30 protein-coding genes are annotated in these 21,191 nt (G+C 44.0%); 15 read left to right on the forward strand and 15 right to left on the reverse strand.

Translation table 11 applies throughout. The features are described from left to right. Nucleotides 1-303: 303 nt before the first annotated feature. A complete protein-coding gene (locus tag AKG33_RS00025) occupies nt 304-1,503 on the forward strand; it encodes a tyrosine-type recombinase/integrase (RefSeq protein ID WP_012031109.1) in 1,200 nt (399 codons plus the stop codon). Nucleotides 1,504-2,000: 497 nt separating this feature from the next. Here the strand turns inward: AKG33_RS00025 and AKG33_RS00030 are convergent, their stop codons facing one another. The 11 genes from AKG33_RS00030 to AKG33_RS07095 all read right to left on the reverse strand — a co-directional run bounded on the left by AKG33_RS00030 (nt 2,001) and on the right by AKG33_RS07095 (nt 7,757). Next, entirely contained in the window at nt 2,001-2,408 is a 408-nt protein-coding gene (locus AKG33_RS00030) for a hypothetical protein (protein WP_050707744.1), read from the reverse strand. Continuing rightward, entirely contained in the window at nt 2,405-2,644 is a 240-nt protein-coding gene (locus tag AKG33_RS07585) for an ABC-three component system middle component 8 (protein WP_050707745.1), read from the reverse strand. The genes AKG33_RS00030 and AKG33_RS07585 overlap by 4 nt, the downstream gene beginning before the upstream one ends. Next, entirely contained in the window at nt 2,644-3,000 is a 357-nt protein-coding gene (locus AKG33_RS00040) for an antiterminator Q family protein (RefSeq protein ID WP_050707746.1), read from the reverse strand. Before AKG33_RS00040 ends, AKG33_RS07585 begins: the two co-directional genes overlap by 1 nt. After that, entirely contained in the window at nt 2,994-3,374 is a 381-nt protein-coding gene (locus AKG33_RS00045; RefSeq protein ID WP_050707747.1) for a RusA family crossover junction endodeoxyribonuclease, read from the reverse strand. The genes AKG33_RS00040 and AKG33_RS00045 overlap by 7 nt, the downstream gene beginning before the upstream one ends. A gap of 2 nt (nt 3,375-3,376) precedes the next feature. Then, nucleotides 3,377-3,796 carry a hypothetical protein gene (locus AKG33_RS00050; protein WP_050707748.1) on the reverse strand — a complete coding sequence of 140 codons (420 nt, stop codon included), beginning with the start codon at nt 3,794-3,796 and terminating at the stop codon, nt 3,377-3,379. After that, on the reverse strand, nt 3,793-4,734 hold the full coding sequence (locus tag AKG33_RS00055) for a BRO-N domain-containing protein (protein WP_050707749.1): 942 nt from the start codon (nt 4,732-4,734) through the stop codon (nt 3,793-3,795). The genes AKG33_RS00050 and AKG33_RS00055 overlap by 4 nt, the downstream gene beginning before the upstream one ends. Continuing rightward, a complete protein-coding gene (locus AKG33_RS00060; protein ID WP_050707750.1) occupies nt 4,727-5,335 on the reverse strand; it encodes a KilA-N domain-containing protein in 609 nt (202 codons plus the stop codon). Before AKG33_RS00060 ends, AKG33_RS00055 begins: the two co-directional genes overlap by 8 nt. 246 nt (nt 5,336-5,581) lie before the next feature. Further along, nucleotides 5,582-6,346: an ATP-binding protein gene (locus AKG33_RS00070; protein ID WP_012031104.1), complete on the reverse strand. Its 765-nt coding sequence runs from the start codon at nt 6,344-6,346 to the stop codon at nt 5,582-5,584. Nucleotides 6,347-6,350: 4 nt separating this feature from the next. Next, entirely contained in the window at nt 6,351-7,223 is an 873-nt protein-coding gene (locus AKG33_RS00075; protein WP_161802442.1) for a helix-turn-helix domain-containing protein, read from the reverse strand. A 15-nt stretch (nt 7,224-7,238) separates the two neighbouring features. Then, complete coding sequence (locus tag AKG33_RS00080) at nt 7,239-7,502, reverse strand: helix-turn-helix domain-containing protein (RefSeq protein WP_012031102.1); 264 nt, start codon at nt 7,500-7,502, stop codon at nt 7,239-7,241. Nucleotides 7,503-7,583: 81 nt separating this feature from the next. Then, on the reverse strand, nt 7,584-7,757 hold the full coding sequence (locus AKG33_RS07095; RefSeq protein ID WP_081423590.1) for a carph-isopro domain-containing protein: 174 nt from the start codon (nt 7,755-7,757) through the stop codon (nt 7,584-7,586). Between the two features lie 146 nt (nt 7,758-7,903). Between AKG33_RS07095 and AKG33_RS00085 the strand changes: the two genes are divergently transcribed. The 14 genes from AKG33_RS00085 (at nt 7,904) to AKG33_RS00145 (ending at nt 18,064) form a co-directional block, all read left to right on the forward strand. Beyond that, complete coding sequence (locus AKG33_RS00085) at nt 7,904-8,821, forward strand: XRE family transcriptional regulator (RefSeq protein WP_012031101.1); 918 nt, start codon at nt 7,904-7,906, stop codon at nt 8,819-8,821. Between the two features lie 2 nt (nt 8,822-8,823). Beyond that, nucleotides 8,824-8,946: a hypothetical protein gene (locus AKG33_RS07550; RefSeq protein ID WP_266105209.1), complete on the forward strand. Its 123-nt coding sequence runs from the start codon at nt 8,824-8,826 to the stop codon at nt 8,944-8,946. 3 nt (nt 8,947-8,949) lie between these two features. Then, entirely contained in the window at nt 8,950-10,383 is a 1,434-nt protein-coding gene (locus tag AKG33_RS00090) for a DUF4041 domain-containing protein (protein ID WP_012031100.1), read from the forward strand. Between the two features lie 137 nt (nt 10,384-10,520). After that, nucleotides 10,521-10,778: a hypothetical protein gene (locus tag AKG33_RS00095; protein WP_152907699.1), complete on the forward strand. Its 258-nt coding sequence runs from the start codon at nt 10,521-10,523 to the stop codon at nt 10,776-10,778. Further along, complete coding sequence (locus AKG33_RS00100) at nt 10,778-11,110, forward strand: hypothetical protein (protein ID WP_012031098.1); 333 nt, start codon at nt 10,778-10,780, stop codon at nt 11,108-11,110. The genes AKG33_RS00095 and AKG33_RS00100 overlap by 1 nt, the downstream gene beginning before the upstream one ends. 25 nt (nt 11,111-11,135) lie before the next feature. Beyond that, complete coding sequence (locus AKG33_RS00105; protein ID WP_012031097.1) at nt 11,136-11,741, forward strand: ERF family protein; 606 nt, start codon at nt 11,136-11,138, stop codon at nt 11,739-11,741. Next, entirely contained in the window at nt 11,738-12,595 is an 858-nt protein-coding gene (locus tag AKG33_RS00110; RefSeq protein WP_012031096.1) for a YqaJ viral recombinase family protein, read from the forward strand. Before AKG33_RS00105 ends, AKG33_RS00110 begins: the two co-directional genes overlap by 4 nt. Nucleotides 12,596-12,607: 12 nt before the next feature. Continuing rightward, entirely contained in the window at nt 12,608-13,063 is a 456-nt protein-coding gene (gene ssb, locus AKG33_RS00115) for a single-stranded DNA-binding protein (RefSeq protein ID WP_012031095.1), read from the forward strand. Nucleotides 13,064-13,080: 17 nt separating this feature from the next. After that, on the forward strand, nt 13,081-13,335 hold the full coding sequence (locus AKG33_RS00120) for a hypothetical protein (protein WP_012031094.1): 255 nt from the start codon (nt 13,081-13,083) through the stop codon (nt 13,333-13,335). A gap of 120 nt (nt 13,336-13,455) precedes the next feature. Further along, a complete protein-coding gene (locus tag AKG33_RS00125) occupies nt 13,456-14,124 on the forward strand; it encodes a hypothetical protein (protein WP_012031093.1) in 669 nt (222 codons plus the stop codon). A 151-nt stretch (nt 14,125-14,275) separates the two neighbouring features. Further along, nucleotides 14,276-15,370, forward strand: a complete 1,095-nt coding sequence (locus AKG33_RS00130; protein ID WP_012031092.1) for a hypothetical protein — start codon at nt 14,276-14,278, stop codon at nt 15,368-15,370. A gap of 48 nt (nt 15,371-15,418) precedes the next feature. After that, complete coding sequence (locus AKG33_RS00135) at nt 15,419-17,032, forward strand: DEAD/DEAH box helicase (protein ID WP_012031091.1); 1,614 nt, start codon at nt 15,419-15,421, stop codon at nt 17,030-17,032. Then, the gene (locus AKG33_RS00140; protein WP_041729532.1) at nt 17,029-17,643 is read left to right on the forward strand and encodes a DNA methyltransferase; all 615 of its coding nucleotides are present in this window, start codon (nt 17,029-17,031) and stop codon (nt 17,641-17,643) included. Before AKG33_RS00135 ends, AKG33_RS00140 begins: the two co-directional genes overlap by 4 nt. After that, the gene (locus AKG33_RS00145; RefSeq protein WP_049752493.1) at nt 17,630-18,064 is read left to right on the forward strand and encodes a hypothetical protein; all 435 of its coding nucleotides are present in this window, start codon (nt 17,630-17,632) and stop codon (nt 18,062-18,064) included. Before AKG33_RS00140 ends, AKG33_RS00145 begins: the two co-directional genes overlap by 14 nt. 14 nt (nt 18,065-18,078) lie before the next feature. On the opposite strand, the gene AKG33_RS00150 is transcribed toward AKG33_RS00145, so the two are convergent. From AKG33_RS00150 to AKG33_RS00165, 4 genes are read right to left on the reverse strand one after another with little or no spacing between them, the layout of a single operon-like run. Beyond that, complete coding sequence (locus AKG33_RS00150; RefSeq protein WP_012031089.1) at nt 18,079-18,306, reverse strand: hypothetical protein; 228 nt, start codon at nt 18,304-18,306, stop codon at nt 18,079-18,081. A gap of 8 nt (nt 18,307-18,314) precedes the next feature. Then, the gene (locus AKG33_RS00155; protein ID WP_050707754.1) at nt 18,315-19,991 is read right to left on the reverse strand and encodes a hypothetical protein; all 1,677 of its coding nucleotides are present in this window, start codon (nt 19,989-19,991) and stop codon (nt 18,315-18,317) included. Further along, complete coding sequence (locus AKG33_RS00160; protein ID WP_050707755.1) at nt 19,988-20,353, reverse strand: hypothetical protein; 366 nt, start codon at nt 20,351-20,353, stop codon at nt 19,988-19,990. Before AKG33_RS00160 ends, AKG33_RS00155 begins: the two co-directional genes overlap by 4 nt. After that, on the reverse strand, nt 20,325-21,191 hold the full coding sequence (locus AKG33_RS00165) for a hypothetical protein (RefSeq protein ID WP_050707756.1): 867 nt from the start codon (nt 21,189-21,191) through the stop codon (nt 20,325-20,327). Before AKG33_RS00165 ends, AKG33_RS00160 begins: the two co-directional genes overlap by 29 nt.

A 21,191-nucleotide genomic window follows, 5' to 3' on the forward strand; every position in this document is an offset into this window, starting at 1 on the left:
ACGCGCGGGGTGCGCGATGATTTGCCACAAAGCCTGAAGTGATTTGAAATGCCGTTTAAAAGCGCGCGATTTATCGTTAAGATTAAGGTTCGCGCGTTGCTGACAAGTGAGTTTACCCGTGTGCATGATGTGGGCATCAATATCACAACCGTTTGTGTTCATTAAGTGTCGCAACCTGTTTTTTTATAAGAGTTTTTTTGGTAATGTTTGTTCATTAGTGTTCGTTAGCTACCGCTTGAATCCGCGCACAATGTAGGGGTTTAATATAGGGGTTCACCTATTAAATTATTTTTGAGCCCCAACATGTTATCTGATGCAAAATTAAGAAAGTTAAAACCGACAGAAAAGAAGTACAAAATCGCCGATAGCCATGGTTTGTTTGCCGTGGTGATGCCAAACGGTAGTATTTTGTGGCGTATGCGTTACGTCTTAGCAGGCAAGCGGCGTGAATTAGCGCTGGGCAAATATCCCGCGGTTTCATTATCAGAAGCGCGTCAAATCGTTTTGCTGTACCGTGAGCAAATTGAGCGCGGCGTTGACCCACATGCGCAACATGTCGAACGTCATAAAAAACAAGACGGCGTCACGGTTGCCGAAGCGGTAGAATTGTTGCTATCTGAGAAAGCAAAATATTGTAGCGCAAGTTACTTGGAAAGCTGCCGCAGTCGCTTAAGCAATCATGTGTTATCGCGGTTTGGCGCGCGTGCTTTAGCGGAAGTCAGTGAAGACGAATGGCGGGCTTTGATTAATTGGTTAGATAATGGCGGTAAAAATTACACGGCAATCCGCGTGCAAGACCTCGCCGGCGAACTTTACAAAACGGTGCGCTTAAAAACTGGGTTGAAAATTGCCAACCCGATTCTGGAAATACGGGGAACAGTAAAAAAGAAACCAGCACAAAATTATCCGCGTATCACGAACCCCGCCCGTTTTGGAGAGTTATTGCACGCAATCGATTATTTCAATGGACGCTGGCAAGTTTATTTGGCACTGAAATTTCTGCCGCTGGTTTTTTGCCGACAAATTGAATTGCGGCGAATGGTTTGGCAAGAAGTCGATTTTGAGCGCGCGCTGTGGTGCATTCCCGCCGAAAAAATCAAGATGAGACGCGCCCATTTGGTGCCGCTTTCAACGCAAGCCATCGCAATATTACGCCAAGCCGAACAGTTACGTTGTAGTGATTTAGTATTTTGCGGCGTGCGCAATCCACGGCAACCGATTAGTGTAAATACGATTGGCTCCGCATTGCGCACTTTGGGCTTTGGACACGACGAAATGGTCGGGCACGGCTTCCGCGGTACAGCAGCAACGTTATTAAACGAATTAGGCTGGGATAGTCATATTGTTGATTTCCAATTAGCGCATTGGCAGCGAAGCAGTGTTTCATCAGCGTATAATCACGCTGAATATTTGACGCAGCGCCGCGAAATGATGCAGGCGTGGGCAGATTATTGTGACGAATTAAAAGCAAAAACACGGAAGCGTCTTGGTATTGAAGATTAAATAAGCGTCAAGCTGATTATTAAAATATTTCAAATTTCACCACTTAAAACTTGCGGAATTGCGCGAATTGGCATTTTTGCAAGTTTTTGACGTAACCGAACGCTTAAAACGCCGTTTAACGGTCAAATTCAAAGTAAAGGAGAAATAAGCTTGAAATGAAAAACAGAAAATAAAAAAGCGGTCACAAAAGTAACCGCTTTAGGAATACGGACAGTATTTCCATAGAACAATTTACTGATTGCTACCAACAGTCAGTAAATGACCCCAAAAATCAGTACAAAAGGGCGGGTAGTCCTTTTGTACGCCTCATGCCGTATGGCAAGGAGTTTTTTATGTTTAAAACAATCATAACCAACGGTCAAATTACGCTCTCGCGTTTCGTACCGTTAGTTGTTCGTTTATGACTGTTTTAAACATTTTGTAGAGAGTAAATTCTACATTGATTATAATATCACAAATTAAGTTATCTTTTCAATTAAAAATTTGCAATAATAGCTTTATGTACCATCGTTTAGCTGCGCCAAAAGCGCGTCGCGTTCTTTATTCACGAGCTGCAAACGCTCGTTTATCTGCTCAAGTTCTGCTTTATCTTCAGCGAGCTGCTCTTTGAGCGCATCGTTGCGTTCTTTGCTCGTTTCTTTGTAAAACTCGATGAGCTCTTCATAGCTTTTAATAACGCGTTCAAACGTCAAGAGTTTATGGTTTTCAAAAAATGCGCTCATTTCGGCAGGGTCGCATTTAATACCGTTAGATTCTCTCGTTCCTATCGAATCCAAGACTGCGTTTTCTGTTTCGTTAATTGCTTGTTCAATATCTGAAATGCTTTTTCTGAGCGCATATTCTTTTTTGTGCAGCCGCGTTAATTCACAGCCAATTTCAACTAAGCGTTCAACAAATTCCGTCATTTTTTCACCTGATATATCAGTAAACCGGTTTGCTTTTGGTAAGAAACGAATCCCATCAAAAATAAGAAATGTAATGCATTGAAAAACAAATAATGCCCGTTTTTAATTTCTTTTCGGACAAACCGGAATAAATCGTTATAAGAAATAGCGCCCTCATTTTTTAATGCGCGCAGCATGATAAAGCTCGCATAAAATACGGTTCTATCTGGGTGGTCGTGCTTACTCGGGTATAACATTATTCACTCCGCTGCGAACAGCTGCATAACCAACCTTCTAAAAATAAATGCCCCCGCCGGCGGTAATCTTTCACCGTGCTTTCTGATATCCCGTGCCTTTTCGCCACGGCTTTATCGTTATATTCGTTATAAAGATAACGGCTTATCAGCACGTCATGAATGCGCTGATGATTGCCGCGTAATACCATAAGCCCTTCATTAATTTGCTCACATGCTTCATCATCTAATTCAACCGGATCATCAGCATCGCGTACCGAGCCGCGGCAAAACGCGGCGATAAAACACCGAGGGCGCGCCGGCAAAACATCTTTTCGACTCCATTTCCCCCACGCCACCAAAAGCTCTTCAATCAACATGGCTTCACCTCGACGACACAAAATCCAAGCTCACGTTTAACCACCGCACCGCGCACCACGCGCAAATCATCAATTTGGTTATCGTTGTGATAAACGCCGATTTCTTGCAACACGTCTAGCAATGCTTTTAAACGATTATCGATATCAAACGAACGGCGGTTTGTCGGATATAAAGTGACCGTCATCGCTAAGCGCTGCTCTTTGCCGAACCACCGCTTATTTTTATTCGGAATTTTGCCAATCGTTTTCAAAATCACGTCGCGGCGGAAAACGCGCGCCTCATCGCTTAAATAAACATGACTACCGCGCCGGCGGTAATAATGATTGACGCTCGGCGGCATCGGCAACAACGCTTTAAAAGTATGTACGCTCATCGTTACCACCTCACGCGCCAGCCAGCCGGCAGGGGTTGGACGACCAACCCCATATCAACTTGTTTTTTTGTGCGTCGCGTTCGCCCCAATAACAGCTGCTCGTATTTTGCTGAACGACAAAAATCATTGTCGCGTGCAACAAAAGCATGAAGCACGCCGTAGCGCAGCAGCACCTTAACTTTATCGACGCCAATCTCATAAATACCGATACAAATATTTAGCTTATCCGCATTTTTTATTTGTTTCATTGTAGTAGCGATAGCACAAACGGCTTGGTAATAAGCGGTTTGCACGTAATACGGCTCGCGCGCAATCATATATTCGAGCCGCTGTATTGCATATTGCGCAATCTCAATGCCTTGCAGCGCTAATAATTGCATGAATAATGCGCGGTACCACGCCTTTAGCATGACGACGCTCATTTTTCACCTTCCATTTTTTTGCGGCGAAGACACGAACGCGCGGCTTCACGCCCTTCATTGATTACCTCTGTCGGGAACTTCAAATACGATTGCGCTGCACGCAAACCGACATGAGCTTCGGCGCAGTTTCCTTGAATTGTTTTTTGCAAGCCGCGCCGCAATTCTTCCGCTTGCTTCTCAATTTGCCGCAAGGCAAGGCATAAACATGTGGTTTTAGTCCACAAGTCATGCAACTCTTCGTCTTGCTCTTCGAAAGCAAGAGCAACGTGCTCCATGATCCCAACAGCAAACGCACGTTCTTTCCGATATTCAAAATTGCTGTTTTTATATTCGATGTGATAACCACCGAGCCACGCTAAACAATCTTGGAATAGTTCCGCCGGTAATTCGTTATAACGCGGAATGCGGTAACGCGTTTTTAAATCATGATAGATGCTGTGATGACTGACGCCGTCGCGCTGCGCTTTAGCGTTCACCGCCTCTTGAATAATGCGCTGTTGCTCAGTATTGATAGTAATAGAAGCGTTCGTTTTTATTTCTCGGTCTAGAATATCTAAAACCCATTTGCGAAAATCTTTAGCATTTTTAGTTCGGCTAAAAAGCGCGACAAGATGACAACCGCGCAGCGAAAAAATACGGGTTTTGTTTGTTAAATATTCTGCTTTGTCCGTGGCGGTCAAGTTGACGGTCTCGAAGTTTTTTTTAGTTTTATCCGAGAACGTCAATTTGACGTTCTCGAGAAAATCAATGACTTGCGTCATATTTTCGCTAAATTCATCCGCGTTGCGGTGATAAACCTGAGTTACGGCATTCACCCGCTTATACCCCAAAGCTTGCGCTAATTGCGTTGCGGTTAACCAAATCTGGTCATCGTTTAGTTCGACAGGTTTGAAAATAACGTGATTAAAAGATAAAGGCTCAGCCTGAAGATTAGACATTTGCAGTCTCCTTTCGTAATTTTGGATTGACTGCCGCCGTTAAGGCTAAATAAGAGGGCGACAGCATACGCAGGATTAGCCTTGCCGCTACGAAAGAAACGGCGAACCTTGCGGTTCTCCTACGTATGCCGCCATAACAAATTTGAGGCATAAAAATAGCGCGGTAGAAGCGCTGCACACGCTTTCGTATCAACGAGAGGCTAATCTCGACCGCAGATATTGCTGCGGCAACTCGATTATCGCTGAGCGTGCGTTGAAAAGTCAAGAACGCAAAGTTTTTCTTCGAGAGCCTCAACTTGAGGCTCACGGGAAAATCAATGACTTGCGTCATATTTTCGCTAAATTCACCCGCTTTAAATGTTGGAACACCAACATTATGATTTCCGCTTTCATTTTTAAATGTTGGATTACAAGCATTATAATTTTCTCTTTCAATTTCAGCGATTAACGCTTGTGTTTCTTTATTTTGTAAAAAGAAGGTTGGGCGGTCTTTGTTTGCGCCACCGCTGGCTTTGTGTAAATCGTTTAAAGAATAGAGGTTCTCAAAAACATTAATTGCTTTATTGAGAATAGATAAAGGCTCAGCCTGAAGATTAGACATGTGCAGTCTCCTGTTGGATTATGAGGAGCCGCTTTTTTTGAGGGCGGCGGGACTCACTCTCGGAACCAACAGTTTCCGCTGCAAAGTATTCCCCGAAGGTGTTATATTCCTTCGCTATCGTCCCGCCATTATTAGGCTTTCCTAGAAATAGGCATAAAAAAACCGCGTTTGACGGGTGCGGAAGTCCGCTGTTGGTTTTTGAGAGGACTCCAGTATTACTAACCCGTTTCCCGTTGTCAAGTGCCATCATAAATCCCCCCGCCGGCGGTAACTGTCCCACGTCATCTCAAGCAATACGCCACCGTGTAAAAGCCGGTCAACAGCGCGTTCTGTTAAGTAATCTTTTAAGCGCTCAAGCGGTAAATTGCTTGTGATAATTGTCGGCTTTTGGTCGTTGTACCTGTCGCTTATCACTTCAGTTATGATATTGCGTTCGTTTTCTGTGCCACGCTGCAAACCTGCTTCGTCCAAAATAAGCAAATAAACTGCGCGATAAGCTGAAAAAACGTCTTTTTCGCGCTGCTCTGCGTCTCTGCTGTACGTATCTGTAATGCTTCTAATCAACTTTTGTACGCTTGTAAAACAAACGCTTTTACCGCGTGCCAAGGCGCTTTGTGCGATTGCGACTGCTAAATGCGTTTTCCCCGTGCCAACGGCGCCGGTCATGATGATACTGCGACCGATATCCATGCTGTCATCGTAATTTTCAGCATAATGGCGTGCAATGGCGTAAGCGCGCTGCTGTTGCTTAATCGTTTTATCAACGCAGTAATTATCGAAACTAGCATGCATAAACCGCCGCGGGATACCGCTTTTGCTCAACAGCGCTGCTCTTGCCGTCAATGCTGCTTGTTTTGCTGCCTCTGCTTTTTCTTTCTCGATACTTTCGCGAATACACGCCCAGCATTGCCCGTTACTGCTTTTTTGTTTGCCGTGCTTCGGGCAATCAATTTCGTCTACGCTATCTAGCTCTTCGATAATACGCGCAACAATATCTTGTGCTGTTTCCATGTTTTCACCTTTTAATCCAAGGAATTAGCTCGTCCGGCGTGCCGCCTTTATGGAGTTCTATTATTGACGGGAATTGCGATTGCCAATCACTGCGCTGCGTTTGCGCATCGCCGCGCTGTTGCCGCTTCATTTCCTCAAACGATGCCTGCCAATTCCAATTGGCGCCGAAACCGCGCCAGCCTTTGAACAGCGCCAAATCAACGAATTCAATCGCCGACAAACCTGCTTTTTCGATTTCGCTCATGATTGCTTGATAACTGCGGGCTGTTAAGCCTTTGGCGCCTTTAGTCTCACGAATAGCTAACCAATCACGGATTTTTTCCTCGCTCACACCCTCGGCTTTCAAAGCAGAAATTGGGTCGAAGTTTTGGGCTTCGCGCATGCGCGCGTTCGCGCGCGACTCATGGTTCCTTGACTGGTTCTTTGATAGGTTCTTATTGACTGGTTCTGGGTGCAGCTGCTGCACCACCTTCGCGTCATTAGATTCACTACCCGATGCGATAGATTCACTACCCGATGCGATAGATTCACTACACAATGAATCCTGTTCGCTATGCAGTGAATCTTGACCACCATCGTTTCCACCATCGTTTCCACCATCGTTTTTGTCAGCATTTTTGCCTTCCGCGATGGTGAGTTTGTAAATATTTGTACGATTCATGCCGTCAGCATCTTTTCTAGCGCACGATATTAAAAAGCCGTGCTCTTCCAGCCATTTAATGTGATTTATCGCAGAGCGACGACTGATTTCGCATGTATCTGCGATTTTTTGATATGATGGCCAGCATTCGCCGTCATCGTTTGCGTTGTCAGCGAGCTTGACTAACACTAATTTGCGCAATGGGTTACCAACCTTAATGGCGAGCGCATCAACCATATATTTCAGACTCATTTATTCCCCCAATTCGTTTGATTCGTTTAAAAGATAAAGCGCATATACGCCGCTGTTGCCAGTAACGCTGCTCGTAAATGTTTTTCGCAGTGTTGAAATATCCCAGCCGCTTTCTCGAAGCTCGTAAATGTACGCGCCAAGACGCGTGCAGTGATAAAGCTCAATTGCTTCCCACGACGAAATTGAGCCGTGCTTTTTGAGATGCGCTGCAATTAATCGCTTTTGCGTAACGCGTGCTTGCTTTTTTGTTTCAACATGTGCCATAATAAATACCTATTTATTTTGTTTGACCTTTTGGTGTTTTGTAGAGCCCAGTTTTTCAACTGGGCTTTTTTTTATCCCGAATTATTTGCTCTTTTCGTTTTTTGCTGCCTTCTCAAAGAGCTCTTGATATTCCAGTTTTATTCTTGCGGGTATGCCCCGCGTTCTCCAGTTACACACTGCCTGCGGCGTCGTGCCTAATTTGCGTGCTAATGCGGTTGCGCCGCCCAATTTCGTTATTAATTCACTGTCAGTCATACCAATCTCCCATAAATGTGTAATTTATTATAAAACAAATGTGTATGATACACAAACAAAATACGCGAGCCGTGTAACACATTGTCCACTTTTTGTGTAAAATAAGACTGAAATTGATTAATGTGAGCAACAAAATGAGGAGTGAAATGAAGACGCTACACCCATCGCTGGAGCGCTTATTAAGAGCGACACAACTATCTCCAAGCGAATTAGCAAAAGCGCTAGATACCACGCCACAAGTTGTTACCAATTGGGGGACGCGCGGCGTATCAAAATCTGGCGTGTTAAAAGCTGAAAGAGAATTTGGTATCGATATGGGCTACATCATCGACGGCGTACAAAGACGCACAAATAATAAATCTGAAGTCAGTCTAGCTAGCAACGTAAAAATATTGCGCGAATTGAATAATCTGTCACAAGACCAACTCGCCGAAAAAATTGGCAAATCACAAGCTGCGATTCAAAAAATTGAAGCAGGTTTGACGCTGCGACCACGTTTTTTGCAAGATTTGGCTAACGCGTTAGGCGTTTCAAGTATTGATTTGGAATATAAAGATTTCGAAAAAGAATTAAAGAAACAAGCTATTGAAAGTGATATCGGCACAATGGGCAAATTCCGGCTTTGGAGTAGTAACGACCCGTTGCCTGAAGATGAATATGCTTATTTGCCGTTTTTCAAAGATGTTGAATTTCAAGGCGGCACAGGTTGCTGCGAAATGCAAGATTACAACGGTTTCCGCCTGCCGTTTGCGAAATCAACGTTACACCGTTACGGCGTTCCGCTTGACCAAGCATTTTGCGTTACGCTCACCGGCAACAGCATGGAGCCCGTTATCCCCAAAGGCTCGACGCTTGGCATCAATAAAGCCGATACCGTGCTTAAAGAAGGCGATATTTACGCAATCCGGCAAGATGATTTATTCCGCGTCAAACGCTTATATCACGCGCCCAACGGCATGATTAGAATCAGTAGTTTCAACCAAGAAGAATATAAAGACGAGCTCGTGCGCCCTGAAAATATTGAAATTATCGGGCGCGTTTTTACTTATCAGGTGATGTTGTGATTGTGGTGACCAAAAAAGATAAAGCGCTGTTTAAAGAGTGGGTGGAACGTGGCAAGGCAGCGCTGGCGCGGCGATGCGCACAACGAAATAAAATAAAACAAGCATTATTGAAAAATGAGGATTAAATAGTGCCCGAAATTTTCGCCTTTATTGTTTTCGCTTTTCTTGTGCTTTTTATTATTTCGGCGCCGAAAATCGGTTTTTTTATTTTCAAAAAAAGCAGAGTTTATAAAAAACTCACGGAAGATATCGAAGCATTAGAAGAGCAAGAAGACCACTTAAACCAATATCTATCATCGCTACACCAGAAAATAAAAGAAGCAAGGCAAGAAGAGAAAGATGCGCGTGATGAGCTATCTGCTATTAATCATGAAACGCAACGTTTACAAGAAATTAAACAGCATTCGGAAGAAATTGAAGCGAAATATGCGCGACTTGCGGAAGAAAAAGCGGCGATAGAACGAATTGAGCAACAGCGGAAAGCAATTTTGGCGAAGATAGCGCTTTATAGCGGTGCTGAATTTTTCATCGATTACGGGCTTTATCCACTACCGAGTTATTCCGAATTCACCGCCGGCGGTTATTTAGAGCAGATAAAAGACAATCGGCAGCAACAAAAGAATATGCTTAAAGATGGTAGCGCTTATCGCGTTCCGGAAAACTTTATTTTAACCGGAGACGGTTCCTACGACAAAAAAGTTGCGACTGCGCAAGGAAAACTTTTAGTACGCAGTTTTAACTCTGAATGTGATTATCTTCTTGCAAAACTAAACAGCAGAAACTACGAAACAACAATGACGCGGATTGAACAACTTGCTGAAAGTTTAGAAAAAATGCTGGTTTCTTTAGAAATTGGTTTAACGCCGCAATACGTCATGTTAAAAATGAAAGAATGCAAATTATATTATCAATATCAAGCTGCTAAAGAATTGGAAGCTGAAGAGCAACGCGCAATCAAAGAAAAAATGCGTGAAGACGCACAAGCGCAAAAAGAAATTGAACGCGCACTACGCGAAGCGGAAAGAGAAGAACTTATTGCCAAACAAGCGGTTGAACGCTTACAAAAAGAAATGCTTGCGGCAAATGAGGAGCAAAAAGCGCAATACGAAGCGCAATTAAAAAACCTACAAGCAAAACTCGCAGAAGCCGAAACTAAAGGAAAGAGAGCGCTATCGATGGCGCAACAAACACGCAGCGGACACGTTTATATCATCAGCAATATTGGAAGTTTCGGGAAAGATGTTTATAAAATTGGTATGACACGACGGCTTGAACCGCTCGACCGCGTTAGAGAGCTTGGCGATGCTTCTGTTCCATTTTCTTTCGACGTCCATGCCATGATTTATAGCGCTGATGCGCCAGCGCTTGAAAGCTCTTTGCATGAGCGTTTTGCTGATTATGCTGTGAATAAAGTAAACAAACGTAAAGAGTTTTTCCGCCTGCCGCTAAACGAAATTAAACGTTATTTAGAAGAGGAAAAAATACAAGCGCAATGGACATTAGCCGCAGAAGCCGTTGAATATCGCCAAAGCCTGCAAATTACAAAAGAAAAAATGAATTGATATTCTGCCCATACTGTTTAAATTTTGAGTGAATACCGCCATTTCGGCGGTTTTTTTATGTAATAAAAACATAGCATAACGTAATTTACACAAAATAATAATTAAAAATGTTGCATTTATTAAACATAACGTTTAACATGAGTGCTATTCAAACGACGAATACGGAGCAAAAAATGGCAACATTCTTCACAAAAAACAATAGGTTACTCACAAATATTTTTCTGTGTGTTTTTCTCTTTTTAAATATATTCGCTTGCACACGTAGTGCTATCTATGCCGCGCTTTATGAAGTAAATAGCGCGCCGCGTCCGACCTATCAACAACTTGCCGATTACTGCGCTGACGGTGAAGAAGCCGCCTGCCGCGCGTTATTCGCTCGCAGAGGAGATAAATAATGTACGCAAATTCTATTAATAACCGTAAAGATGAAATAGAAATCGCATCTTATTTTCAAATCAAATTCAACGAATTCTTTCCGCAAACGCAAAACGAAACAGATGTCTTGCAGTTTGTTTGCGCGCAATACAAACCGGAAAACCGCTGCCAACTCATTGATATTTATGTTCTCGTCGGCGGCAGCTTAGGCGAAAGAACACTCGCTGCAACCGTTGGTTATGAAATTGGAACGCCGAATTTCGAAATTGTGAGCATCAGCGAACAAGTTCAGCTGAAAGTGCACATTAGCGAACACGGCGACCTTGAAATTTATTTTTATCTTGCTGATTAATTAATCATAATTTGAGGACAGAATCATGAATATTTATCAAAAACTGGCAGAAGCACAAACAAAATTAGTGGTAAAAAAGGATTTAGATAATAAATTCGCCGGCTTTAAATACCGGTCTTTAGAAACCATTCTCGCGGCAATTAAACCAATTCTTGAAAGCTTGGGCATCTATTTATTCATGAGCGACAAGATTTTATTTATTGACGGTCGTCATTACGTTGAAGCAACAGCGACGTTAGTAAATGCGGAAAAGCCCGAAGAGCAAATTATTGTGACCGCCTGCGCGCGTGAAGTGCAAGAGAAAAAAGGCAGTGACCCAGCGCAGATTACCGGCGCGGCTTCATCGTATGCGCGTAAATATGCGCTTTGCGGTTTGTTCGGCATCGAAGGCGAAAGTGACCCAGACGCCGACGACGCGCCGCAAACAAAAGCGGCAAGCAAAAAACAAGCGGCAAAAATAGCGGTGCCGGAAAAAGAATTCCAAGAATTGAAAGTTTATCTAAAAAATCAAGTGGCAAAAGGCGTTGATTTTGATGCCGTCATCGCGCTGGTAACAAAACGCGCGGCGGCGAAAAATTGGGTGTTAACGAATGAGCAAATTCAAATAATGCGCGCGGAGTGTTTGCAATGATTATTGACGTGCAGCAAGGTAGCGAACAATGGAAAGCGTTTCGGAATCAGCATTTTACCGCCTCAGATGCTGCTGCAATTTTAGAAATCGAGGGCGCATACCGCAGCAAAGAATCAGTTTTATCAGAGAAGAAATACGGTTACAAAGAATTGTTAAATGCATTTACACGTCAAATATTCGCCGACGGGCACGCAGCAGAAGACAGCGCCCGCGCTATTATCGAAGAGCAATATGGTATTGCACTGGCGCCGGTTGTTGAAGTTTTGGACGGCACAAAACTCGCGGCAAGTTATGACGGCATAACGTTAGACGGCGAAACGCTTTGGGAGCATAAGCATTTCACGGGCAGCAAACGCGCGCAAAATCGCTTGGAGTTAGCGCGTGCCGGTGCGGTTGCAGATTATGATTTGGCGCAAATTCAACAGCAGCTTTTAGTCTCCGGTGCTCAAAAATGTTTGTTCACCGTTTCCGACGGCACGGCGGCGGTGATGGCAACGGTAGAAGTATTGCCTGATAACGTTTGGTTCGCGCGCATTCGCGATGGCTGGGCAGCTTTTGAGCGTGATTTGGCAGCGTACAGTGAAGACGCGCCGGAAGGCTGGAATGATTACGCGCAAGAGTTGCTGCTCATTCGTGAGCAAATTGCGGAATTATCAGAGCGCGAAACGCTTTTGAAAAAGCAGCTTGAAGCGTTAGCGGAACAAACTGGACGCGAGAAAATCGCCGGCGGCGGCGTGACGTGCACAAAAGTAACGCGAAAAGGTGCCGTTGATTATAGCAAGATACCAGAACTCGCCGGCGTTGAATTAGATAAGTATCGGAAAAAAGAAAGCATTTTTTGGAAAATTGGTTAATCGGAGTCAATGATGGCAGGCATCAATAAAGTAATTTTGATTGGCAATGTGGGGAAAGACCCTGATATGCGCGTGATGACCAACGGCGAGCAAGTGGCAAATTTTTCATTGGCAACCAGCATGAGTTGGAACGACCGACAATCCGGCGAAAAACGCGAAAAAACAGAATGGCATCGTTGTGTTGCTTATCGGCGCATCGCGGAAATCATCGGGCAATACGTCAGAAAAGGCAGCAAATTATATATTGAAGGGCGATTAGAAACGCGCAAATGGCAAGACCAAAGCGGCGTTGAGCGCTACACCACTGAAATCATCGTCAACGAAATGCAAATGCTGGGTACTGTGCAAAGCAACAATAGAGCACCGCAACAAAAACCGCAGCGCAAACAAAATGCGCGCAATTATGCGAATCAATACGCGCGCGAAAGCGACGGCGACGATTTCGTCGACGACAATGTTCCGTTTTAACGCCGGCGGTGAACACAATGATTAGAAATATCACACGCCAAGAATTCGCACGGCGACTTGGCGTTAAAAGAACGAAATTTCATGATTTATTGGCAGGCGGTTGTTTACCGCCGCCGCGGCGCATCGGGCGTGATTTGGTATGGCTAGAACCGGTTGTCGATGCGTTTATCATTCTTGCTTACGGTTATCCGATGCCGATTCCAGAATTGTCAGCAGAATTAGAGCATGAAGTGCGTGAAGCGGTGATGCAGCTGCATAACGAAAAAATTTAAGGGAATAGCTATGTACTCTTACGAAGAAATTTACGACGCGACAAATGACTTATTGAGCTGGTGCAAAATCGTTGAAAGCGAGACGCGCGGCATATAAACAAACTAAAAAGGGAAAGTAACATGACAACAGAAACTATTATCAAAACTGAGAAAGATTTTTCTAAATTTAAAGTAGTTATAACTGACGACCACGGCGCTTATCTTTACATGTCTGGCGAGGAAGATAATCGGAAAGTATGCGCGGGCAATATTAGCTATGCGATTGAGCACGAAGATAACGGTGAAATTATACGCTCGCCGTTCGATGTCACGACACGTGAAGTCACTTACTGGTCTTTCAGTAACTGCCGCGAGGGGACATATTACGATATAACATTTGAAGATGATTTTATGCGCAAATTTTTCGGCGACGACTACAAACACGACGAAAGCACATTTCCTATACGGGACTCTTTTGAGAAGTTCGTATTAGTCGAGGTCTTCAGATTAGGTCGGGCGACTGCAAAAGAATTATATCGCTGCATTATCGAATCAGCGACAAATGATAGACCAGACGCGCGTCACGAGGAATACAGCAAACGGGTTAGAGCCGTGTCTTTGTCGCCGGAAGTTTTCGGCAAGCTGTTCAGCGACATAGCCGGCGAGGCGGCGAAGAGGGCATTTAATGTTATTGAAGACGTAATAGATAAAGAAAGACGTATCAATTCATGGTATTTAAATTATGACTACGTCGCTATGCTTTCGCAATTCCATAAAATACTAGCAAATTACATGGAACGCAATACATAACCATCGCAAGCAAAGAACACGAGCCAGCCACGCGCTGGCTTTTTTGCGCCGTGAATTTTAGTAATAAAAACTTTTAAAAAGCGTTGACATTTTAAACATAATGTTTAAAATACGCACATCAAAACAAAAACGCAAAAAAAGGAAAAGCAAAATGACAACAGAAACAGTTAAAAAAACATACAAAATTGAAGACATCAAATTAGAAGCTAAACAGTACTATAGACGCGGCTATATCAAAATTGATACGCGCTCAAACGACGCGCCGAAAATTTCGAGCTTTGTGCAATTAATAAGCGTTTATTTTGCAGGCGACAGAGAATTAACAGTAATCGTTGAGTACGACGGCGACAGTGTTTTTATTAAACGGCAGGAAGATGAGAACGTAATCAGGCATAAAATGAGCACCGCCGCGGAAGCTGAAGAATTAATCGCGATGGTTAAACAGCTCGCCATTGACACATCAAACGACATATTAAATGAAGAACTTAGCTACCACGCTTCACATGCATTAGTCCGAATTATAGAAGGCTTCGATGAGACAACATACGTAACAGCGATTAAATTGCTCATCGCCGCGATGCCGCTCGTAACAGAAGTTTACGATTTTATGCAATCTGATGAATCTTTGCGAAGTTTCTACGATAGCGACGTTGAAGAAATGGTTGATAGCGGAAAAATTGATTTGGAAAATGTACGAGAATTCATTAGAGTGAAAGCAGGCGAGCTTGGCTTAGAACTCTATGATTTAGATGATGATGACGTATTACTTAAAGTTATAAGAGACGTGCTATGTGCAATACGAGACTGTGAAGATGATTATAATTTGCGTAGCCGTTATAACTCATATTTTTATTCATTGACGTATGAAGAACGTCGTGAAGCGTATAGAAAAAAAGTGATTAAAGAAACGGCGGAGCGGCGTCAAACAGCGAAACTGCTGGGTTTAACAGCGCTTAAAGGCACATTGAAGCAAAAAAAATGGGCGGAAGATATTCGTCGGAAATTTTTAGAAAACGCAAGCGCTGATGAGGACGTCTATTTATTTTTGAAATCTGCATCATGTGCGCAACATTCAAAATTTTGGATTGAAACGCGAGACATATCAACTGCAGTAAAAGAGCAAGCAATAAAAACGCTCATTGTTGCGACACGAAAAGCAAATGAAATCGGTGAGGGTAACGAAGGCTACGACGAGCAAGTAAAAATTCGCCAGGCAGCGATTGATAAATTAGGCGTAGAGATTTAAGAATGACTAAAGCCGCCTGTGCGGCGGCTTTATAACAATGGTGACGGAATGAATTTACGAAGCTATCAGCAGTCAATCTTTGACAAAGTAATTAATTCAAGCGATGACGATTTAGTTCAATTAGACACTGGCGCCGGCAAAACGCCAATAATTGCGAAGCTCGCAGAATATTATGAGCACGCCGCGATTATTTGCCATCGCAATATCTTAATAAAACAAGCGAGCGAAAAGCTCGCAATGTGCGGATTAGAGCACCGCATCATCGGCGCGAATAGTACTAAAAAAATATGCGCACGAAACAACGTTGCAAAAGTAGGCAGGCATTTTATTAATCCGGCGGCGAGCATTTATCTTGTATCGATTGATACGATTAACAGCAGAATAAAGCGCGGCGGCAAAGGGTTAGATGACAACACAAAGATAATATTAATTGATGAAGCGCACCACGTCGCTGAGGATAACAAATGGTTTTATATCGCTGACAGTTTAAATGTGCGTTGCGTTGGTTTTACCGCGACGCCGTGCCGCGGCGACGGGCAGCCGATGCTCAAACAGTACGGCGGTTTTTTTGACAAAATCATACAGGCAGAAGGGTATGAGGAAAATGGTACTGAACGATTAATTGCCGAGGGATATTTAGCGCAATATCGATGCATCTATTACAAAATAGAAGACCGTGAAGTGATTTATGATAATGGCGTTGACATAGAAATATGGGTCGGCGACGCTGACATAGAAGCAGGAGACCGCGGCGCCGAAATAATCGACGTCGCGCGGAAATATTGCAAGAAAAAACAAACAATACTTATTGAGCCGAGAATTGATAACGCAATTTATTCAGTAGATGAGCTCGCAAAAGCAGGATATTCTTCCGCGGTTATTCATAGCAAAATGCCGCAGTACGATATCGAAAAAATATTAGATGAATTTGATAATAAGAACGTTCAAATTTTAGTCGCGGTTGATATGATTAATGAAGGTTTCGACGTGCCAGATGCTGACGTACTGATTATTAACAGAAAAGTAAATAGTTTCGGGCTATATCGTCAGCTGTGTGGGCGTGTGCTTAGACCGCGCGAAAATAAGCAAGCGCTGATTATTGACGTTTGCGGTCACGCCGTCGCTCAGCACGGCTTGCCATCTGACAATGTTGATTGGAATAAAAAACAGGGCGAAATCCGCCGCCGCGATTTAACTATTTGCTGCTATTGCGACACATTTTTCAAAGCAACGTTGACGCATTGCCCGTATTGTGGTGAATTCAATGATTTATCAATGCGGCACGAGGGGCGCGGCGAGGGTATCGAACTATTTTTTTACACTGCGAAAGAGGTTGAGCTCGAGCGCAAAAAAATCGCAGCGCGAGAGCAACAGAAATTAATAGAAGAACAAGAGCGCAAAGAAGCAGAACGCGCGCGTAAAGAATACTTTAATTTTTCACCAAAATTTGATGACTCGCTTGTAGGCAGGCGCTGCGCGCAATTGTATTGTTTGTTGCAAACAGAACTACGCAAGCAACTAACACCGGAACAATATAATAACTTTTATAAAAATAATGATTATGTTTTGCAAAGCGAGAGCTTTTATATAAAAAGCATGCCGCGCAATTTTGAAAATAATCCGGCTGCGGTTGCCGCGAAAATATACGGGGCACATAAATGATAACATTAATCAATGATAAATCAGAAAACCGCGGCGGCAGCTTTGAGATGATTTTCACTGACCCGCCGTTTGATATGGGCGCAGGCAAGTTGCATAAAATTTTAAGCAACTATCAGTTTGAGCATCTAGTGTTAATAGCATCAATGCGTCAAGTGTTAGAACTTTATCCAAAATTAGATATGGATTTTTGTTTTGATTTAGTCGCAAATAGAAGTAAACCGAAAGAATCAAGAAGCTATGCGATGCCGCATTATCTACATAACAACATTTTTTATTTTAAAAAACACGGCGTTAAATCAGCGTTTGATAGACGACTAGTTGCGCGCGCGGATCAATATAGCGACACTAAAACGCATTATTATCCGACGTTTTTTGATGCGCCGAAACGCGATATTGTTTACAGATATCAGAAAAATCAGCAAATGATTGATGACATCATCGGCGCGTTCAATGTATCAACAGTTTGCGATATGTTTGCCGGCAGCGGAACAACGGGCTTAGCATGCGTTAAGCATGAAAAAGACTGCACGTTAATCGAAGCAGAAACAGAACCATTTAATATTATGAAGCAGCAACTTGATTTTTTGCAGGTAAAATATGAAGTACTTTAAGCACGTTACGGTAAACACCGGTCATACTTACATCAGCACGCGCGATGAAGTCAGAGATAGCGTCATCGAAACAATGATTGATTGGTTTGAGCGCATGCAAAACGGTGAAACTATTAATATTTATGATGATTACTCGTGCTATCTGATAAAAAGCTATAACAAAATGGCTGACTTTATGATAAGTATGCGGAAAAGAGGTGCAGTATATTCTGATAACGTTATTCGTTTTACAGTTTGCTTACATAGCCGAACTGCGAAAGAATGTTGGTCGATAGTTGGTGGCGAAGGTGCTCCGCCGGAGAACCCGTTTATCGCAGTTTTAATAATTAATCCGCTGCTTGTCGATATTGACCTCGCCGATTTTGAACGCTGTCTCGCGTGGGGCTTTTACGAAGCAATGCAGCGAAAAAAAATGCAATAAAATACATTAAATAATTACACGGGAATACCCGTCCAAGCAACCGCCGGCGCTTGTCCGATGATGCGCTTCGTATAATCATCATAATAAACATGCTGACCGACTTGCGTCGTGCCGGTGATAACAACAATTAACCCCGCCGGCGTTTCTGCAACCCACGCATCAGCGCCTTTTTGCGCGATAACTCGCGCTGCTTGTTGTTTTTTCGGCGCAATTAAATCATTGAACTGCTTTAAAATATCCACGGAAACACCTAAAAATCGAGATAACGGTCAACATCTAAAGTTTGCGTCACCACCGGCGCGTCATTTTCAAGAGAAACGGTAAGCGTAACGCTTTTTACCACGCCTTGAAATTGCTCGCCGTTTTCATTGAATGCCCACACATCGCCAAGTTCGGCGCGCGGCAATTGATATTTATCGGCAACCGGCAAGGTCACCGTTTCGGTTTTATGAATACCGGTTTCGGATAAAGCATGAATGCCGGCGGCACGCGCGACCGCCTCTTCAGTATATAACACATGATTTAAAACCGCGGCTTCCGGAATTTGATTACTGGCTTCACGATAGACTAAAAAACCGCGCGCACTGATGCCGCTGCCGACAACGCGCACGGCATTGGCGCGTACTTTAATCGTTCTGCGACCGCTGATGCTGTAAATTAATGAAGCAGGAACGGTATGTTTGGGCGGCACATTTTCCCATGCCGCCTTTTGCCAAATCGGTTTGACGCTTAATTCCTGTAAATACGGGTGACTGCTGACAAAAGCGCCGGCGGCTGATGCAATATCGGCAATAACAGCAATCGGCGTTTGCCCGTTAACCGCATAGTGATTGCCTTGAATTAACCAATCAACGCATTCCCACGCCGCAATTGCATAAGGTAATAAATACAATTGTTCATCGGCGATTTGTCGCGCATAACGCGCTTCTTGATAAATCATGTGTTTGCCGGCGGCATAATCGGCGCCGAGTCTCGCAGTAATACTGCGCCCTGTAATCGTATATGAATTGCCGATAAAGCGGCGATTATCGCTGTAATCTTCAGCAATCACATCAAAGCGTTCACGATTGATAAAAATAGACACCACCGCTTCATCGCCTTTTTTGCGCCCATCAATATTCAAACGGGCAAAATCATCGGCGCTGATATCAAAACTGGCTTGCCAACAAAACGCGCTGATATCCGTTTGCAGGCGCAGCGATAATAAATGCAGCGGTTCATTTTCAAAAGTAGCGTTAATTGTGTTATGAATCATATAAGTTTTAAGGTCAGGAATAATGAACGGGAACAGCGGTTTATCCCAGCAGGCAAACGGCAGCGGTAAAACGTCGGTGTCACTGATGAGCGGTTGTTGCCAAAAATGCAGCGGCAATTGTGATGCCGGCGGCAGCAGGCGACAAAAATCGCGCGCTTCTTCCGGCGGCGGTGGTGGCGGCAGTGGTACGGGGAAAAACAAACAAGGCGGACGCACGGCTTTTTGATAACGTACACCGCGGCAATTTTTGAGCGAATAACCGGCAAATTCTGATGCACTGCAATTGCGCAAAAATATCATCGTGCTGCTGCGCGCGGCAATGCAGTTTTTAAATGCTGCCGGCGGCAGTATCGGCGTAGCAATACAATTTTTTAATGAGATGCCGTCAGGGAATGCAGCGGTAAAACAGTTTTTCAGCGACGGGAAAAACGCGAATAAAACCGGCTGGCATCGTTTAACCGGTGCGGCTAATTGCGTTTTATCGCTGGCGCAGGACGCGATGCGTAAAAATGGCGTGACTTGATAAGAATAACAGCGCGCAATCGTGACGGGTGAATGATGTCGCACCGGCGCGCAATGTACCGCCGGCGCTGGTTTTGCATGATGCGTTGCGCAGTGTTTTACGTTGACCGCGCCGCTGTTTCGCGCACTAAAGCAACTGCTGATTATCATACTTGTTCATCGTATGCTTTTAAAAAATCGTATTGCTCGCGTAAAGTAATGTTGTTTACCGGCGTTATGTAATCCCAAACTGGCGGACGCAAGCTTGAGCGTTTGAAACGGTCGCGCGCAAAGAGCGTATAACATTTATCAGCCGGCAAACAAGTAAAACAATAATGCCCGTTTTGGTTTGAGTACGTTTGCGCGACAATCTGCAGCGTTTTGCTGTCTAACAAAAAAACAGGTTGCACAGCCGGCATATGCGCAACAGTCACAATACCGCCGAGCGTGCCGCCGATGAACCCAGTGTCGTGCGGAATATAATGTTTATCCGATAAAATCATGTTAGTAATACCAAAAATCAGTACGTACATAAAGCTGTTCGTGACATCGCTCTCTGCCGGAACTTGCGTGCACAATGAATTGCGCGTCATCGTGTTTTACGGTGTCATAACTGTTTGCTGCATGCGTATTTGACGATAAATAAACGCCGGCGATTAAATAAACGCTTTCGCTATCAGCAACATAAAGCGGTGCGAGATGCGTTTCTACGGTCTCTAAACCAGCGCCCAGCGCACACGAAGCATAAACGTTGCGCACAACAAAATTATTGTTTTGGTCAACGCGCGCTAAACAGCCGGCAATATGCGTACTCGTATCAAAAGTGGGCGGACGTATACCGTAAATATCTGAATCAGACCAGCTGCCGCCGGTGTGGTGTAAATAAACGGCGCGCTCGCCTTTTGCATTTTTGCTGCTGTCGCCGCAGACGCAAAAGCTGCCTTTGTTGATGGCGTCGGTATAACCGCAAACCGCAAAAAAAACAAAACCACGGCTGCTGCCAACCAATAACCACTCGCCCGTGCGGTTTTTATTTGAATATTTATAAGGTGTTTGCGGCGCGCACATGATGCGCCCGTCATTAATCCCCGTCATGTCAAGATAAATTTGTAATCTGGCTGAGGCGCCGTTGTCATCGCTGGCGCGTAAAAACCACTGCGGTTCTAAACCGCGCGGTTTTGGGCAGAATACTTTCACGTGCTCATCTTCAAAAGCAAGTGAAAACCCAAGCGGTTTTTGCTTGCCGTAACCAGTGACTAAACAGGCTTTTAAAATCGTTAAAAGCGAATCGGGATTACCATTCAGCGGCGGTGCATCTTCATCATCAAAACGATAAACGTTCACCGGTTCTGTTCGATAGTATTGATTCAT

It is taken from the genome of Dichelobacter nodosus (genome assembly GCF_001263335.1).
GTDB classification, from domain to species: domain Bacteria; phylum Pseudomonadota; class Gammaproteobacteria; order Cardiobacteriales; family Cardiobacteriaceae; genus Dichelobacter; species Dichelobacter nodosus.